Here is a 15,979-nt window from a genome sequence, read left to right as displayed (position 1 = left end):
ATAAGCCCTGCCGTCCTCGTGTCTTGGTTATACTCGGTGCGATATACCTGCAGCGCTCATCAGGAGAGCTCATGCTCGCCGCCGTAAAACTGACTTCCGCCACCCGCCAGAACCTTTGGCGCCTGACGTTCATTCGCACCCTGGTATTGGCCGCACAGGCGGGTTCCGTCGGGCTTGCCTATTGGTTCGACCTGCTGCCGCTGCCCTGGCTGCAATTGGCCGTGACCCTGGGGTTCTCCACCGTATTGTGTGTGTTCACCGCCATTCGACTGCGCACCACTTGGCCTGTGACCGAGCTGGAATACGCCCTGCAACTGGCCTGCGACCTGTTTATCCACAGCGTGTTGCTGTACTTCTCCGGTGGTTCTACCAACCCCTTCGTCTCCTACTATCTGGTGCCTTTGACCATCGCTGCCGTCACCCTGCCGTGGCGCTATTCGGTGGTGCTGTCGGGCATTGCGCTGACGCTGTACACCCTGCTGTTGGCGCAGTTCTACCCCTTGCAGACATTCCCCATCGCCCGGGAAAACCTGCAGATCTACGGGATGTGGTTGAGCTTCGCCCTGTCTGCGGCAGTCATTACCTTCTTTGCCGCGCGCATGGCCGAAGAATTGCGCCGCCAGGAAGAACTGCGCGCCATTCGCCGTGAAGAGGGCCTGCGTGACCAGCAACTGCTGGCCGTTGCCACCCAGGCCGCTGGCGCCGCCCATGAGTTGGGCACGCCGCTGGCGACCATGAGCGTGCTGCTCAAGGAAATGACCCAGGACCATCACGACCCGGCCCTGCAAGATGATTTGAGCGTACTGCAGGAGCAGGTCAAGCAGTGCAAGTTGACACTCCAGCAACTGGTGCGCGCCGCCGAAGCCAACCGCCGTCTGGCGGTCGAAATGCAAGATGTCACCCAGTGGCTCGATGAGGCGCTCAACCGCTGGCACCTGATGCGCCCCGAAGCCAGTTACCGCTTCAACCTGTTGGGCCAAGGCAGCGTACCGCGCATGGCGCCGCCGCCGGACTTGACCCAGGCGCTGCTCAACTTGCTGAACAATGCAGCCGACGCCTGCCCTGAAGGCCTCGGGGTGCAGTTGGACTGGGACGCGGAAAACGTCACCATCAGCATTCGTGACCACGGCGCGGGCGTGCCGCTGGCCATTGCCGAGCAAATCGGCAAACCCTTCTTTACCACCAAGGGCAAAGGCTTCGGCCTGGGCCTGTTTTTGAGCAAGGCCAGCGTGACCCGCGCGGGCGGCTCAGTGAAGCTCTATAGTCATGAGGAAGGTGGCACGCTCACCGAGCTGCGCCTGCCCCGTGTCGCACGAGGAGATATCGATGAGTGACGAGATCCAAGTCGAAGGCGAAGAACTGCCGCACCTGTTGCTGGTAGATGACGACGCGACCTTTACCCGCGTGATGGCGCGCGCCATGAGCCGGCGCGGTTTTCGCGTCAGCACCGCAGGTTCTGCCGAAGAGGGACTGACCATCGCCCAGGCCGACCTGCCGGACTACGCCGCCCTCGACCTTAAAATGGACGGCGACTCGGGCCTGGTGCTGCTGCCAAAGCTGCTGGAACTCGACCCGGAAATGCGCGTGGTGATCCTCACCGGTTACTCCAGCATCGCCACCGCCGTCGAGGCGATCAAGCGCGGCGCCTGCAATTACCTGTGCAAACCCGCGGATGCCGACGACGTGCTGGCCGCCTTGCTGTCTGAGCATGCCGACCTCGACACCCTGGTGCCGGAAAATCCGATGTCGGTGGACCGCCTGCAGTGGGAACACATCCAGCGCGTGTTGACCGAACACGAAGGCAACATCTCCGCCACCGCCCGCGCCCTGGGCATGCACCGCCGCACGCTGCAACGCAAGTTGCAGAAGCGCCCGGTACGACGCTGAACGGCGACTGAACAACTCGCTTCAGGCTGCACGGACGCACGAACCGATCACCTATGATCGGTTCAAACGCCTGTGACTTTTTCCTACCGAGCCTGAACGATGAATCAGAATGCTGAATATCGCGCGGTCAACGACGCGGTGCGTGGGCAATTCTTCCGCCGAACCTGGGCGATGATCACACCCTATTGGCGCAGTGAAGAGAAGGGCAGGGCCTGGCTGCTGCTGGCCGCAGTGATTGGCCTGTCGCTGTTCAGCGTGGCGATCTCCGTGTGGATCAACCACTGGTACAAAGACTTCTACAACGCCCTGGAGAAGAAAGACACCGCGGCCTTCTGGCAACTGATCGGCTATTTTGGCGGGATCGCGGCGGTGGCGATACTCGGCGCGGTGTACCGCCTTTACCTGACCCAGATGCTGACAATCCGCTGGCGCGCCTGGCTCACCGAAAAACACTTCAGCCGTTGGCTGGCCCACAAGAATTATTACCAGCTGGAGCAGGGCGGCTACACCGATAACCCGGACCAGCGGATTTCCGAAGACCTTAACAACTTCACCTCCGGTACCTTGAGCCTGGGCCTTGGGTTGCTGCGTAACGTGGTCAGCCTGGTGTCATTCTCGATCATCCTGTGGGGCGTCTCGGGTAGCATCGAAGTGTTCGGTGTCACCATCCCCGGTTACATGTTCTGGTGTGCACTGCTGTACGCCGCTGTGGGCAGTTGGCTGACGCACTTGATCGGCCGGCGCTTGATCGGCCTGAGCAACCAACAGCAACGCTTCGAAGCGGACCTGCGTTTTTCCATGGTGCGGGTGCGTGAGAATGCCGAAAGTATTGCCCTGTACAACGGCGAGCCGAATGAAAGGCAACGCCTGAGTTCGCGCTTCGGCAAGGTCTGGCAGAACTTCTGGGACATCATGAAAGTGTCCAAGCGCCTGACCTTTTTCACCGCTGGCTACAGCCAGATCGCGATCATCTTCCCCTTTATCGTCGCCGCGCCGCGCTACTTCACTGGCAAGATCGAGCTGGGGGAGCTGATGCAAATCAACTCGGCGTTCGGCAACGTGCAAGAGAACTTCAGCTGGTTTATCAACGCCTATTCGGAGCTGGCGACATGGCGCGCCACCAGCGACCGTCTGCTGAGTTTCCAGCAGGCCATGAGCGACAACGAGCAACGCACGCCGGCGATCGACGTGCGCCCTGAAGGCGAGCGCCTGGTGATCAAGGACCTGGGCATGGACCTGGCCGACGGCCGCCATTTGCTCACCGACGCCGACATGACCGTGGAGCCTGGCCAGCGCGTTATGCTCAGCGGGCGTTCCGGCAGCGGAAAGAGCACTTTGCTGCGGGCGATGGGGCATCTGTGGCCCGCCGGTCATGGCAGCATTCGCCTGCCGGCGACACGCTACCTGTTCCTGCCACAGAAGCCTTACTTGCCGATTGGTACGCTCAAGACCGTGTTGAGTTATCCACAGGACGACAGCGTCTATTCACCAGAACGTTATGCACAGGTGCTGGAAACCTGTCGCCTGCCCCATCTGGTCAGCCGCCTGGATGAAGCCAACCACTGGCAACGCATGCTCTCGCCCGGCGAGCAACAGCGCCTGGCCTTTGCCCGCGCGTTGTTGTTTGCACCGCGATGGCTGTACATGGACGAAGCGACCTCGGCCATGGATGAAGAAGACGAGGCAACCTTGTACCAGGCGTTGATCGATCAATTGCCGGGGTTGAGCATCGTCAGCGTCGGCCACCGCAGCAGCCTCAAGCGTTTCCATGGGCGGCATGTGCGCATCGACGGTGGGCGGTTGCAGGAACAACAACTCACTTGAGTGCCTGCTCGCTCAATGTGGGAGCCGGGCTTGCCCGCGATGGCGGAGTGCCTGAGGCAGGTGTGTCAACGGGCACACCGCTATCGCAGGCAAGCCAGCTCCCACAGGGGCATGGTGTTGTCTGATGGTTCAGGCACCCAACAAAAAGCCCGGCAGATCATCGATCAGCCGGGCTTTTTGTTGCTCGAAGATGACTTACTTCTTCAAGCCGTAATGCTCATCCAACATGCCTGGAGCGTTCGGCGTCTTTGGCGCGTAGTCCCGTGGTGGCTCCTGGTTTTCCCGAGGCGGGGTCAGGCGTTCCCGTGGGGTTTGCGGTGCATCGGAATGCAGCGCGGCCAGCAGGCGCTGGCGGGTGATGTCGTCGAGGGCCAGGCGGTTAGCGCCATCGGCGAGGTGATCCTGTACTTCCTGGTAGCTCTGGGTGAGCTTCTTGACCAGGGTCGCGGTGCTGTTGAAGTGGGTAACAACCTCGTTCTGATAACTGTCAAAACGTTCCTGAATGTCATCCAGCTGACGCTGCGTGCGGTTAGGCGCGGCATTCGGCAGCAGGCGGGCAACCAGGAAACCAATGGCGACACCGGCAACCAGGGCAAGAGTCGGCAACAACCAAACTAAGAGCGAGTGTTCCACGAGTCCTTCCTCTATAAACGGCTTTGCTTTACGTTAACGGCTCAAACCTGCGCTGTATACCGCGATTAAGCTCGCAATGATGCCATGCACAGACTTTTAGCTAGACGAGTCGACCCCTTGAGAGGTCACGGAGTTCATCCTTGCTCATGCGTGAAACCCCCGTTTTGATCGATGGCCCGGTAGGCCAATTGGAAGCCTTGTACCTGGATCACCCCGAACCACGTGGCCTGGCGCTGGTTTGCCACCCTAACCCGGTGCAGGGGGGGACCATGCTCAATAAGGTCGTCTCGACCCTGCAACGCACTGCCCGCGATGCGGGTTTGATTACTTTGCGCTTCAATTACCGTGGCGTGGGTGCCAGTGCCGGTACTCACGATATGGCCAGCGGTGAGGTGGACGATGCTGAAGCGGCCGCCACCTGGCTGCGGGAAAAGCACCCGGACCTGCCAATCACCTTGCTCGGTTTTTCTTTCGGTGGGTATGTGGCCGCCAGCCTCGGCGGCCGCCTGGAAGCCAAAGGTGAAAAGCTCGCACACCTGTTCATGATTGCCGCTGCGGTGATGCGCCTGCGCGATACCGACGCGTTACCGCTGGGCTGCCCGTTGACCCTGATCCAACCGGAAAGCGACGAAGTGGTTGACCCGCAGCTGGTCTACGACTGGTCCGCCGCCCTCAAACGCCCCCATGAGTTGCTGAAAGTGGCAGAATGCGGACACTTTTTTCACGGCAAGCTGACCGATCTCAAGGATCTGGTGCTGCCACGCCTTTCGAATTGATGACAAGCGATCACCCATGACGACCCGTACCCGTATCCTCACCGGCATCACCACCACCGGCACGCCGCACCTGGGCAACTACGCCGGTGCGATTCGCCCGGCGATCCTCGCCAGCGAAGACGCGAATGCCGACTCCTTTTACTTCCTGGCCGACTACCATGCCCTGATCAAATGCGATGACCCGCAGCGCATCCAGCGCTCGCGTATGGAAATCGCCGCGACCTGGCTGGCCGGTGGCCTGGATGTGAACCGGGTGACCTTCTACCGCCAGTCGGACATCCCGGAAATCCCCGAGCTGACCTGGCTGCTGACCTGCGTTGCCGCCAAGGGCCTGCTCAACCGCGCCCATGCCTACAAGGCCTCGGTGGACAAGAACGTGGAAAACGGTGAAGACCCGGATGCGGGCATCAGCATGGGCCTGTACAGCTACCCGGTGCTGATGGCAGCGGACATCCTGATGTTCAACGCGCACAAGGTGCCGGTGGGCCGCGACCAGATCCAGCACGTGGAAATGGCCCGCGACATCGGCCAGCGCTTCAACCACCTGTTCGGCAACGGTAAAGAATTCTTCACCATGCCCGAGGCGCTGATCGAAGAAAGCGTCGCCACCTTGCCGGGCCTGGATGGTCGCAAGATGTCCAAGAGCTACGACAACACCATCCCGTTGTTCACCAGCGCCAAGGACATGAAGGACGCGATCTCGCGGATCGTCACCGACTCCCGCGCGCCAGGCGAAGCCAAGGATCCGGACAATTCGCACCTGTTCACCCTGTACCAGGCGTTCGCGACCAAGGCCCAGGAAGCCCAATTCCGTGGTGAGCTGCTAGAAGGCCTGGGCTGGGGCGAGGCCAAGAACCGTCTGTTCCAACTGCTCGACGGCCAGCTCGGCGAAGCGCGCGAGCGTTACCATCAACTGATGGCGCGCCCATCGGACATGGAGGACCTGCTGCAGGTCGGCGCCAAGAAGGCCCGCGCTGTGGCGGCACCGTTCCTGGCCGAGCTGCGTGAAGCGGTGGGCCTGCGTTCGTTCGTCAACCAGGCGGCGGCGCCGGTCGCCATTAAGAAAAAAGCAGCGAAGGCTGCACGGTTTGTGAGCTTCCGTGAAGACGATGGCAGCTTCCGCTTCCGCCTGTTGGCCGCCGACGGCGAGCAACTGCTGTTGTCGCGCAACTTTACCGATGGCAAAGCAGCCGGCGCGGTGACCAAGCAACTGCAAAGTGGCGATGCGCTGGACGTACGCGCCGAGGCTTTGGGCTTCAGCGTATGGCTGGACGGCGCCGCAGTAGCTGACAGTGCCGAGTACGCCAATGAAGCATCGCGTGACGCGGCCATCGAAGCCTTGCGCGCTGCGTTAGCCCCAATCGAGGATTAACCCGACCAAGGGTTGATTGCCATTATCCAGGGCCGTCGTTACAGTGTCGGCCCGTTTTTGTTGCCTTGCTAACGAAATTATGACGCCCCTAGAACGATATCAAGCTGATCTGAAACGCCCCGAGTTCTTCCACGACGCGGCCCAGGAAAATGCCGTGCGTCATTTGCAGCGCCTGTACGAGGACCTCGTGGCCGCGTCGCAAAGCAAGCCAGGGATGTTCAGCAAGCTGTTTGGCAAGAAAGACCACACGCCGGTCAAGGGCCTGTATTTCTGGGGCGGCGTGGGCCGTGGCAAGACTTACCTGGTAGACACCTTCTTTGAAGCGCTGCCGTTCAAGGAAAAGGTGCGTACGCACTTCCACCGCTTCATGAAGCGCGTGCACGAAGAGATGAAGACCCTGCCGGGCGAGAAAAACCCGCTGACCATCATCGCCAAGCGTTTCTCCCAAGAGGCCCGGGTGATCTGCTTCGATGAATTCTTCGTCTCCGACATCACCGACGCCATGATCCTTGGCACGCTGATGGAAGAACTGTTCAAGAACGGTGTGACCCTGGTGGCCACGTCGAACATCGTGCCCGATGGCCTGTACAAGGACGGCCTGCAACGTGCGCGCTTCCTGCCGGCCATTGCGCTGATCAAGCAGAACACCGATATCGTCAACGTCGACAGCGGCGTCGACTACCGCTTGCGTCACCTGGAGCAAGCCGAGCTGTTCCACTTCCCGCTCAACGAAGCGGCGCACGAAAGCCTGAAGAAAAGCTTCCGTGCGCTGACGCCGGAATGCACGCAAGCGGTGGAAAACGACAAGCTGATGATCGAGAACCGCGAAATCATCGCGCTGCGCACCTGCGATGACGTGGCCTGGTTCGAGTTCCGCCAACTGTGCGATGGGCCACGCAGCCAGAACGATTACATCGAGCTGGGCAAGATCTTCCACGCCGTGATCTTGAGTGGTGTGGAACAGATGGGCGTGACCACCGACGATATCGCCCGACGGTTCATCAACATGGTCGATGAGTTCTACGACCGTAACGTCAAGCTGATCATCTCGGCGGAAGTCGAACTCAAGGATCTCTATACCGGTGGTCGCTTGAACTTCGAATTCCAGCGCACCTTGAGTCGCCTGCTGGAAATGCAGTCCCACGAGTTCCTGTCGCGCGGCCACAAGCCTTAATCAATCTCCGGCTCAATGGAGATCTAATGTGGGAGCCGGGCTGGCCCGCGATGGGGGTGTATCAGTCAACTATAGGCTGGCTGATACACCGTCATCGCAGGCAAGCCAGCTCCCACAATGGTTTGTGTTGGCCTGGAGTCAGGCGGCCTGCTGAAATTGCTGGCGATACTGGTTGGGCGACAACTCCGTGTGCTGCCTGAACAACCGCGCAAAGAAACTCGCATCGTCGTAACCCACCTCGTAGCTGATGGTCTTGATGCTCTTGCGGCTGCCCGAGAGCAGGCCCTTGGCGGTCTCGATGCGCAGGCGTTGCAGGTAATGCAGCGGCTTGTCACCGGTCGCGGTCTGGAAGCGGCGCATGAAGTTGCGGATGCTCATGCCGTGTTCCCGGGCGACGTCTTCAAAGCGGAATTTGTCGGCAAAGTGCTCTTCAAGCCAATGCTGGATCTGCAGGATGATCACGTCCTGATGCAGCTTCTGCCCGCCAAACCCGATCCGCCCCGGTGAATAGTTGCGCTGCACCTCGTAGAGAATGTCGCGGGCCACCGCCTGGGCGATGTTGGCGCCGCAGAAGCGTTCGATCAGGTAGATATAAAGGTCGCAGGCCGACGTGGTGCCACCGGCGCAATACAGGTTATCGGCATCCGTGAGGTGCTTGTCCTGATTGAGCTGCACCTTGGGGAAACGCTCGCTGAAGGCATTGAAGAAGCGCCAGTAGGTGGTCGCCTCCTTGCCATCGAGCAGCCCGGCTTCGGCCAGCCAGAACACCCCGGTGGCCTCGCCGCAGAGTACGGCGCCGCGGGCGTGCTGTTCGCGCAGCCACGGCAGCACTTGCGGGTAGCGCGAGCACAGGGCATCGAAGTCGTCCCAGAAAGCTGGCAGCACAATGATGTCGGCGTCTTCGAGGCCGCCGTCCACCGGCATGATCACATCGCTGAAGCTGCGCACGGACTGGCCGTCGGGGCTGACCAGGCGCGTTTCGAACCCTGGGGTCAGGCCCAGGCCTTGCTGTTTGCCATGGCGCAGGCTGGCGAGATGGAAGAAATCCTTGGCTTGCATGAGGGTTGAAGCGAATACCCGATCAATGGCCAAAATGCTGACGCGCCGCAACGGCGTGGAGATTTGGTTAGACATAATTTCATTTATTCTTATAGGGGAAAGTGGTCACCAGACGGCTGGATCGTCTTATTTTTTGTCGCATGTGTCCAGTGTCCCGTGACGCCTTCGGGGCATAGGCTCTGTGGGCTCGTCCTTGTCCGACAATCCACGCAGGTGACCCATGATCCCCAGAACCTTGTTCAGCTCGGAGCACGAACTCTTCCGTGAGAGCGTGCGCACCTTTCTCGAAAAGCACGCCGTGCCCTTCCATGGGCAATGGGAAAAGCAGGGCTATATCGAACGTAACCTGTGGAACCAGGCGGGGGAGGCGGGCATGTTGTGTTCCCACCTGCCAGAGGAATATGGCGGGCTGGGCGCGGATTTTCTCTACAGCGCGGTGGTGATCGAAGAAGTCAGCCGCCTGGGTTTGACCGGCATCGGCTTTTCCCTGCACTCGGATATCGTCGCGCCTTACATCCTGCATTACGGCAGTGAAGCACTGAAGCACAAGTACCTGCCCAAGTTGATCTCCGGGGAGATGGTCACGGCCATTGCCATGACCGAGCCGGGCGCTGGTTCCGACCTGCAGGGCGTCAAGACCACAGCGGTTTTGGAGGGTGATGAGTACGTGATCAACGGCTCCAAGACCTTTATCACCAACGGCTACCTGGCCGATCTGGTGATTGTCGTCGCCAAGACCGACCCCAAGGCTGGCGCCAAGGGCACCAGTCTGTTCCTGGTGGAAGCCGACACGCCGGGCTTCGACAAGGGCAAGCGCCTGGAGAAAGTCGGCATGAAGGCGCAGGACACCTCGGAGCTGTTCTTCCAGGATGTGCGCGTGCCCAAGGAGAATCTGCTGGGCCAGGCGGGCATGGGCTTTGCCTACCTGATGCAGGAACTGCCACAAGAACGCCTGACCGTGGCGATTGGCGCGCTGTCTTCAGCCGAAGCGGCGTTGCAATGGACCCTCGAGTACACGCGAGAGCGCAAGGCGTTCGGCAAGGCGATTGCCGATTTCCAGAACACCCGGTTCAAGCTGGCGGAGATGGCCACCGAGATTCAGATTGGCCGCGTGTTTGTCGATCAGTGCATGGCCTTGCATCTGGAAGGCAAGCTGGACGTGCCCACGGCGGCGATGGCCAAGTACTGGGCCACCGACCTGCAGTGCAAGGTGCTCGATGAGTGCGTGCAGTTGCATGGCGGCTACGGCTTCATGTGGGAATACCCGATTGCCCGGGCCTGGGCGGATGCGCGGGTGCAGCGCATTTATGCGGGGACCAATGAGATCATGAAGGAGATCATTGCGCGGGCACTTTGATTGTTAGGTGCTCTTGATTGACCGTTCCCACGCTCCGCGTGGGAACGCCTCATGTGACGCTCCGCGTCACGACTCTGAAAGCGGACGCAGAGCGTCCAAGGCGGCATTCCCACGCAGAGCGTGGGAACGATCAGTGCGGATCAATCAAGGTGCTGGATTCGGATGATCCTTCTGAATCGCCTCAATCCCTTCCAGCACCTCTTTCGACAATTTCAGTTCGGCACTGGCGATGTTGCTGTCCAGTTGTTCCAGTGATGTGGCCCCAATGATATTGCTGGTCACAAACGGCTGCTGTGTCACAAACGCCAGCGCCATCTGCGCCGGGTCCAGGCCATGCTTGCGCGCCAACGCCACATATCGGCTGCACGCCGCTTCCGATTGCGGGTTGAAGTAGCGGCTGAAACGGCTGTACTCGGTCAGGCGCGCCTTGGCCGGACGTGCGCCGTCTTCATACTTGCCACTGAGCATGCCGAACGCCAAAGGCGAATAGGCCAGCAAGCCGCACTGCTCACGAATGGCAACCTCTGCCAAGCCCACTTCAAAGCTGCGGTTGAGCAGGTTGTAGGGGTTCTGGATCGACACTGCACGTGGCCAGCCGCGGGCTTCGGCCAGGGCGAGGAACTTCATGGTGCCCCACGGCGTTTCGTTGGACAGGCCAATGTGGCGGATCTTGCCGGCCTTCACCTGTTCATCCAGGGCTTCGAGCGTTTCCTCCAGTGGCGTGAGGTCGTCTTCGTCCTTGTGCTTGTAGCTCAACTGGCCGAAGAAGTTGGTGCTGCGCTCCGGCCAATGCAGTTGGTAGAGGTCGATCCAGTCGGTCTGCAGGCGCTTGAGACTGGCGTCGAGGGCTGCGCCGATGTGCTTGCGGTTGTGGCGCAGGTGGCCATCGCGGATATAGTCGATGGTGTTGCCGGGGCCGGCGATTTTGCTGGCAAGGATCCAGTCGGCGCGGTCGCCACGGCTTTTGAAGTAGTTGCCGATGTAGCGCTCGGTGGTGGCGTAGGTGTCGGCCTTGGGCGGCACTGGGTACATTTCTGCAGTGTCGAGGAAGTTGATCCCCGCGGCCTTGGCCCGTTCGATCTGCGCGAAGGCCTCTGCCTCGCTGTTCTGCTCGCCCCAGGTCATGGTGCCCAACGCGATCGCGCTGACATTCAGATCGGTGCGGCCCAGCTGTCGGTAATCCATCGGGTACTCCTTCGGGGAAAACAATCATAAAAGCAGGTTGAATTTTTTTTCGCAATCTGCATAATTGCCCACCTCTTTCTGCAGTGGAAGTGATGCGCCGCCTGCCGAAGAATCTTGCCGTTGAACGGACGCGCCGACCCGAGCCCCCGATAGCGTCTGTATCCGGCTGCCTTTGACCTTGTCAAAGTACGCACTATTCAGTAAGATCCGCCGTCTAAATTTACAGGCGGCCCCTGAGGCTATTAAAGAATGACAACTTTTACTGCAAAACCGGAAACAGTTCAGCGCGACTGGTTTGTCGTCGACGCCGCTGGTCAGACCCTGGGTCGTCTGGCCACTGAAGTCGCCAGCCGTCTGCGTGGCAAGCACAAGCCTGAATACACCCCGCACGTTGATACCGGCGACTACATCGTCATCATCAATGCTGAGCAGGTTCGTGTAACCGGCAACAAAGCAAGCGACAAAATGTACTACCGTCACTCCGGTTTCCCAGGCGGTATCAAGTCTTCCAACTTCGAAGGCCTGATTGCCAAGAAGCCTGAAGCCCCGATCGAAATCGCGGTCAAAGGCATGCTGCCTAAGGGCCCACTGGGTCGCGATATGTTTCGCAAGCTGAAAGTCTATGCGGGCGCTGTACACCCTCATGCTGCTCAGCAGCCCCAAGAACTGAAGTTTTAACGGAATAGTTCATTATGTCGGCGACTCAAAATTACGGCACTGGCCGTCGCAAAACCGCAACCGCACGCGTTTTCCTGCGTCCGGGCACTGGTAACATCTCGATCAACAACCGCTCCCTGGACAACTTCTTCGGTCGCGAAACTGCCCGCATGGTAGTTCGTCAGCCGCTGGAATTGACCGAGACCGTTGAAAAGTTCGACATCTACGTCACCGTTATCGGTGGCGGTGTAAGTGGTCAAGCTGGCGCAATCCGCCACGGTATCACTCGCGCTCTGATGCAGTACGACGAAACCCTGCGTGGCGCTCTGCGCAAAGCTGGCTTCGTGACTCGCGATGCTCGTGAAGTTGAACGTAAGAAAGTCGGTCTGCGTAAAGCGCGTAAGCGTCCGCAGTACTCGAAGCGTTAATTCGCTTTACGTTCCACAAAAACGCCCAGCCTCCTCACGGAGCTGGGCGTTTTTTATTGCCTGTGATTTATGCACATTTTTCGCCGTGACAACTTGCCACATCCGTAGACCCCCTATACTACAAGGCCTGGAGACGGAGCCCCGGGCAATTCCCTTGTCATACGTGGGGCTTTTCATTACCATCCGTCAAAATTTTTATAAGTAAAGATTCAACACTTAGTAGACGCCTGATTTAACAGGCCAAAAAGCTGATGGGAGAGGACTGAATGAGCAATGACGGCGTGAATGCAGGCCGGCGTCGCTTCTTGGTAGCAGCCACATCCGTGGTGGGTGCTGCAGGAGCGGTGGGGGCTGCGGTCCCGTTCGTGGGGTCATGGTTTCCCAGTGCCAAGGCGAAAGCCGCAGGTGCACCGGTGAAGGTGAATGTCAGCAAGATCGAGCCAGGCCAGCAGATGATTGCTGAGTGGCGCGGCCAGCCGGTTTTCATTGTTCGTCGTACCGAGGAAATCCTGGGGAATCTGAAGAAGATCGAAGGCCAGCTGTCTGACCCGACATCCGAAAAGTCCGACCAGCCCGCCTACGCCAAGAACGAAGCACGTTCGATCAAGCCAGAGATTCTGCTGCTGGTTGGTCTTTGTACCCATCTGGGTTGCTCACCTACCTTCCGCCCGGAAGTGGCGCCTGTCGATTTGGGCAAAGACTGGGTCGGCGGTTATTTCTGCCCGTGCCACGGTTCCCACTATGACCTTGCGGGCCGCGTCTACAAATCCCAGCCCGCCCCCCTGAACCTGCCGGTTCCTCCTCACAATTACGAATCTGACGACATCATTGTCATTGGCCTCGACAAGGAGAACGCGTGATGAGCAAGTTCATGGATTGGGTGGATGCGCGCTTCCCCGCCACTAAAATGTGGGAAGACCATCTCAGCAAATATTACGCGCCGAAAAACTTCAACTTCTTCTACTTCTTCGGCTCCCTGGCCCTGTTGGTGCTGGTCAACCAGATCGTCACCGGCGTGTGGTTGACGATGAGCTACACGCCGTCGGCGGAAGAGGCGTTTGCCTCTGTCGAATACATCATGCGTGATGTCGAGTACGGCTCGATCCTGCGCCTGCTGCACTCCACCGGCGCGTCGGCGTTCTTTATCGTCGTCTACCTGCACATGTTCCGCGGCCTGCTCTACGGCTCGTACCAGAAGCCCCGTGAGCTGGTGTGGGTCTTCGGCATGTTGATCTATCTGGCGCTGATGGCCGAAGCCTTCATGGGCTACCTGCTACCTTGGGGCCAGATGTCTTACTGGGGCGCCCAGGTGATCATCTCGCTGTTCGGCGCAATCCCGGTGATCGGCAACGACCTGACCCAGTGGATTCGTGGTGACTACCTGATCTCCGGCATCACCCTGAACCGCTTCTTCGCCTTGCACGTGGTGGCCTTGCCGATCGTGATCCTGGGCCTGGTGGTATTGCATATCCTGGCGCTGCACGAAGTGGGTTCCAACAACCCGGATGGCGTGGACATCAAGAAGCACAAGGACGAAAACGGCATCCCGCTGGATGGCATTCCGTTCCACCCGTACTACACCGTGAAAGACATTGTCGGCGTGGTCGTGTTCCTGTTTGTGTTCTGCTCGATCGTGTTCTTTTTCCCGGAGATGGGTGGTTATTTCCTGGAGAAGCCTAACTTCGAACAGGCCAACGCCTTCAAGACACCTGAGCACATTGCCCCGGTCTGGTACTTCACGCCGTTCTACGCGATCTTGCGTGCGATCCCCGACAAACTCATGGGCGTGATCGCCATGGGCGCGGCCATCGCGGTGCTGTTCGTGCTGCCGTGGCTCGACCGTAGCCCGGTCAAATCAATGCGCTACAAAGGCTGGCTGAGCAAGATCTGGCTGTGGGTGTTCTGCATTTCGTTCGTGATCCTGGGTGTGTTGGGTGTATTGGCGCCCACCCCTGAACGGACGTTGCTGTCGCAGGTCTGCACCTTCCTGTACTTCGCCTACTTTATTCTGATGCCGTTCTATACCCGGCTCGAGAAGACCAAACCGGTTCCGGAAAGGGTGACTGGCTGATGAAAAAATTACTCGTTGCATTCGTGCTTGCGGCGCTGCCGCTACTGTCCTTCGCTGCCGAACATGGTGCGCAGCTGGAAAAAGTCGATATCGATGTGTCTGACAAAGCCGCCATGCAGGATGGGCTGCGTACATTCACCAACTACTGCATGGGGTGCCACAGCGCCAAGTTCCAACGGTACGAGCGCGTTGCCGATGACCTGGGAATTCCCCATGAGGTGATGCTCAGCCATGCGGTGTTCACAGGCGCCAAGATCGGCGACCACATGAACATCGGCATGCAGCCGGCCGACGCCAAGACCTGGTTCGGCGCCGCGCCGCCCGACCTTACCCTGGTGGCTCGCGTACGCGGTACCGACTGGCTCTACGGTTACCTCAAATCCTTCTACGAAGACCCTGCACGCCCCTATGGCGTGAACAACAAAGTCTTCCCGAACGTCGGCATGCCGAACGTTCTGGTCGGCCTGCAGGGGCGCCAGGTGGTAGGATGCAAACAGGTTCAGGTCGTTGAAGACGGCAAGAAGCAATATGATCCGTTGACCGGCACGCCGCTGACCCATGAAGCGTGCGATCAACTGACCATCGTGCCCAAGACCGGTACGCTGAACGAAGAGCAGTTCGACGAGAAGGTCAAGAACCTGGTGACCTTCCTGGCCTACTCGGCCAACCCGGTCAAACTGCAGCATCAGCGCATCGGTACCTACGTCTTGCTGTACCTGGCTTTCTTCTTTGTATTCGCTTATTTGCTCAAGCGTGAATACTGGAAGGATGTGCATTGATCCAACCGTAAGCAATTGCTGTTAATCTTGCGCGCCCAGCGGCATCTCTGAACACGTAGCGTCGGTTTGAACCGGACGTTACAGGGATGCTTTCTGGGCGCGCTCGTTTTTGAGCTTTCGATAATTTCAACAAGCGAGGAGGACCGCCATGGGCGTGACCAACCGGTTGGCCTGTTACTCCGACCCCGCCGACCACTATTCCCACCGAGTACGCATCGTGCTCGCAGAGAAGGGTGTCAGCGCCGAGATCATCAGTGTGGAGGCGGGCCGTCAGCCGCCGAAGCTGATCGAAGTGAACCCTTACGGCAGCTTGCCCACCCTGGTCGATCGTGACCTGGCGTTGTGGGAGTCGACCGTGGTGATGGAATACTTGGATGAGCGTTACCCTCATCCGCCTTTGCTGCCGGTGTACCCGGTGGCGCGTGCCAACAGCCGCCTGCTGATCCATCGGATCCAGCGTGACTGGTGCGGGTTGGTGGATGTGATCCTGGATTCGCGTTCCAAAGAAGCCGCTCGTGTGCAGGCGCGCAAGGAATTGCGCGAGAGCCTCACCGGCGTTTCGCCGTTGTTCGCCGATAAACCTTTTTTCCTCAGTGAGGAACAAAGCTTGGTGGATTGCTGCCTATTACCCATACTCTGGCGCTTGCCGATTCTGGGCATTGAACTGCCACGGCCGGCCAAGCCGTTGCTTGATTACATGGAGCGCCAGTTTGCGCGTGAGGCTTTCCAGGCAAGTCTGTCTGGTGCCGAACGTGATATGCGCTAAGGCTTAAGGAG

16 protein-coding genes are annotated in these 15,979 nt (G+C 59.4%); 13 read left to right on the top strand and 3 right to left on the bottom strand.

Features of this window, described 5'->3' with window-relative positions; all coding sequences use genetic code 11:
• The first annotated feature begins 71 nt into the window (after positions 1 to 71).
• From GIV26_RS00600 to GIV26_RS00590, 3 genes are all read left to right on the top strand, one after another.
• A complete protein-coding gene (locus GIV26_RS00600) occupies positions 72 to 1,334 on the top strand; it encodes an ATP-binding protein (protein WP_003188495.1) in 1,263 nt (420 codons plus the stop codon).
• Complete coding sequence (locus GIV26_RS00595; protein WP_003171731.1) at positions 1,327 to 1,887, top strand: response regulator transcription factor; 561 nt, start codon at positions 1,327 to 1,329, stop codon at positions 1,885 to 1,887. The genes GIV26_RS00600 and GIV26_RS00595 overlap by 8 nt, the downstream gene beginning before the upstream one ends.
• Positions 1,888 to 1,986: 99 nt before the next feature.
• Complete coding sequence (locus tag GIV26_RS00590; protein ID WP_127880799.1) at positions 1,987 to 3,711, top strand: ABC transporter ATP-binding protein/permease; 1,725 nt, start codon at positions 1,987 to 1,989, stop codon at positions 3,709 to 3,711.
• Between the two features lie 195 nt (positions 3,712 to 3,906).
• Here GIV26_RS00590 and GIV26_RS00585 read toward each other — a convergent pair whose 3' ends face one another.
• Positions 3,907 to 4,344 (bottom strand): YhcB family protein, encoded by a 438-nt coding sequence (locus tag GIV26_RS00585; RefSeq protein WP_003171734.1) that lies wholly within the window; start codon positions 4,342 to 4,344, stop codon positions 3,907 to 3,909.
• 146 nt (positions 4,345 to 4,490) lie between these two features.
• Between GIV26_RS00585 and GIV26_RS00580 the strand changes: the two genes are divergently transcribed.
• From GIV26_RS00580 to zapE, 3 genes are all read left to right on the top strand, one after another.
• Positions 4,491 to 5,120, top strand: coding sequence for an alpha/beta hydrolase (locus GIV26_RS00580; protein ID WP_236279314.1), 630 nt, complete (start codon positions 4,491 to 4,493; stop codon positions 5,118 to 5,120).
• Between the two features lie 16 nt (positions 5,121 to 5,136).
• Complete coding sequence (locus GIV26_RS00575) at positions 5,137 to 6,492, top strand: tryptophan--tRNA ligase (RefSeq protein WP_236279313.1); 1,356 nt, start codon at positions 5,137 to 5,139, stop codon at positions 6,490 to 6,492.
• A gap of 79 nt (positions 6,493 to 6,571) precedes the next feature.
• Positions 6,572 to 7,666, top strand: coding sequence for a cell division protein ZapE (zapE, locus tag GIV26_RS00570; RefSeq protein ID WP_003188500.1), 1,095 nt, complete (start codon positions 6,572 to 6,574; stop codon positions 7,664 to 7,666).
• Between the two features lie 138 nt (positions 7,667 to 7,804).
• On the opposite strand, the gene GIV26_RS00565 is transcribed toward zapE, so the two are convergent.
• Positions 7,805 to 8,725, bottom strand: coding sequence for a GlxA family transcriptional regulator (locus GIV26_RS00565; protein WP_169918830.1), 921 nt, complete (start codon positions 8,723 to 8,725; stop codon positions 7,805 to 7,807).
• 220 nt (positions 8,726 to 8,945) lie between these two features.
• Between GIV26_RS00565 and GIV26_RS00560 the strand changes: the two genes are divergently transcribed.
• A complete protein-coding gene (locus GIV26_RS00560; RefSeq protein WP_057976851.1) occupies positions 8,946 to 10,082 on the top strand; it encodes an acyl-CoA dehydrogenase family protein in 1,137 nt (378 codons plus the stop codon).
• Positions 10,083 to 10,226: 144 nt separating this feature from the next.
• Here the strand turns inward: GIV26_RS00560 and GIV26_RS00555 are convergent, their stop codons facing one another.
• Positions 10,227 to 11,267 carry an NADP(H)-dependent aldo-keto reductase gene (locus GIV26_RS00555; protein WP_072447065.1) on the bottom strand — a complete coding sequence of 347 codons (1,041 nt, stop codon included), beginning with the start codon at positions 11,265 to 11,267 and terminating at the stop codon, positions 10,227 to 10,229.
• Positions 11,268 to 11,516: 249 nt separating this feature from the next.
• Between GIV26_RS00555 and rplM the strand changes: the two genes are divergently transcribed.
• The 6 genes from rplM (at position 11,517) to GIV26_RS00525 (ending at position 15,968) form a co-directional block, all read left to right on the top strand.
• The gene (gene rplM, locus GIV26_RS00550) at positions 11,517 to 11,945 is read left to right on the top strand and encodes a 50S ribosomal protein L13 (protein WP_003188508.1); all 429 of its coding nucleotides are present in this window, start codon (positions 11,517 to 11,519) and stop codon (positions 11,943 to 11,945) included.
• A 14-nt stretch (positions 11,946 to 11,959) separates the two neighbouring features.
• Positions 11,960 to 12,352 carry a 30S ribosomal protein S9 gene (gene rpsI, locus GIV26_RS00545; RefSeq protein ID WP_002555064.1) on the top strand — a complete coding sequence of 131 codons (393 nt, stop codon included), beginning with the start codon at positions 11,960 to 11,962 and terminating at the stop codon, positions 12,350 to 12,352.
• Between the two features lie 266 nt (positions 12,353 to 12,618).
• A complete protein-coding gene (gene petA / locus GIV26_RS00540) occupies positions 12,619 to 13,212 on the top strand; it encodes a ubiquinol-cytochrome c reductase iron-sulfur subunit (RefSeq protein ID WP_003188524.1) in 594 nt (197 codons plus the stop codon).
• Positions 13,212 to 14,423, top strand: coding sequence for a cytochrome b (locus GIV26_RS00535; RefSeq protein ID WP_003188526.1), 1,212 nt, complete (start codon positions 13,212 to 13,214; stop codon positions 14,421 to 14,423). The genes petA and GIV26_RS00535 overlap by 1 nt, the downstream gene beginning before the upstream one ends.
• Positions 14,423 to 15,202: a cytochrome c1 gene (locus GIV26_RS00530; protein ID WP_014716911.1), complete on the top strand. Its 780-nt coding sequence runs from the start codon at positions 14,423 to 14,425 to the stop codon at positions 15,200 to 15,202. Before GIV26_RS00535 ends, GIV26_RS00530 begins: the two co-directional genes overlap by 1 nt.
• Positions 15,203 to 15,350: 148 nt before the next feature.
• Entirely contained in the window at positions 15,351 to 15,968 is a 618-nt protein-coding gene (locus GIV26_RS00525; RefSeq protein WP_003188529.1) for a glutathione S-transferase N-terminal domain-containing protein, read from the top strand.
• Positions 15,969 to 15,979: the final 11 nt, after the last annotated feature.

It is taken from the genome of Pseudomonas sp. PA-1-3F (genome assembly GCF_021609665.1).
Taxonomy (GTDB): domain Bacteria; phylum Pseudomonadota; class Gammaproteobacteria; order Pseudomonadales; family Pseudomonadaceae; genus Aquipseudomonas; species Aquipseudomonas paracarnis.
The sequence above is the reverse complement of the archived record's forward strand: the minus strand, read 5'-3'. Positions and strand labels throughout refer to the sequence as shown.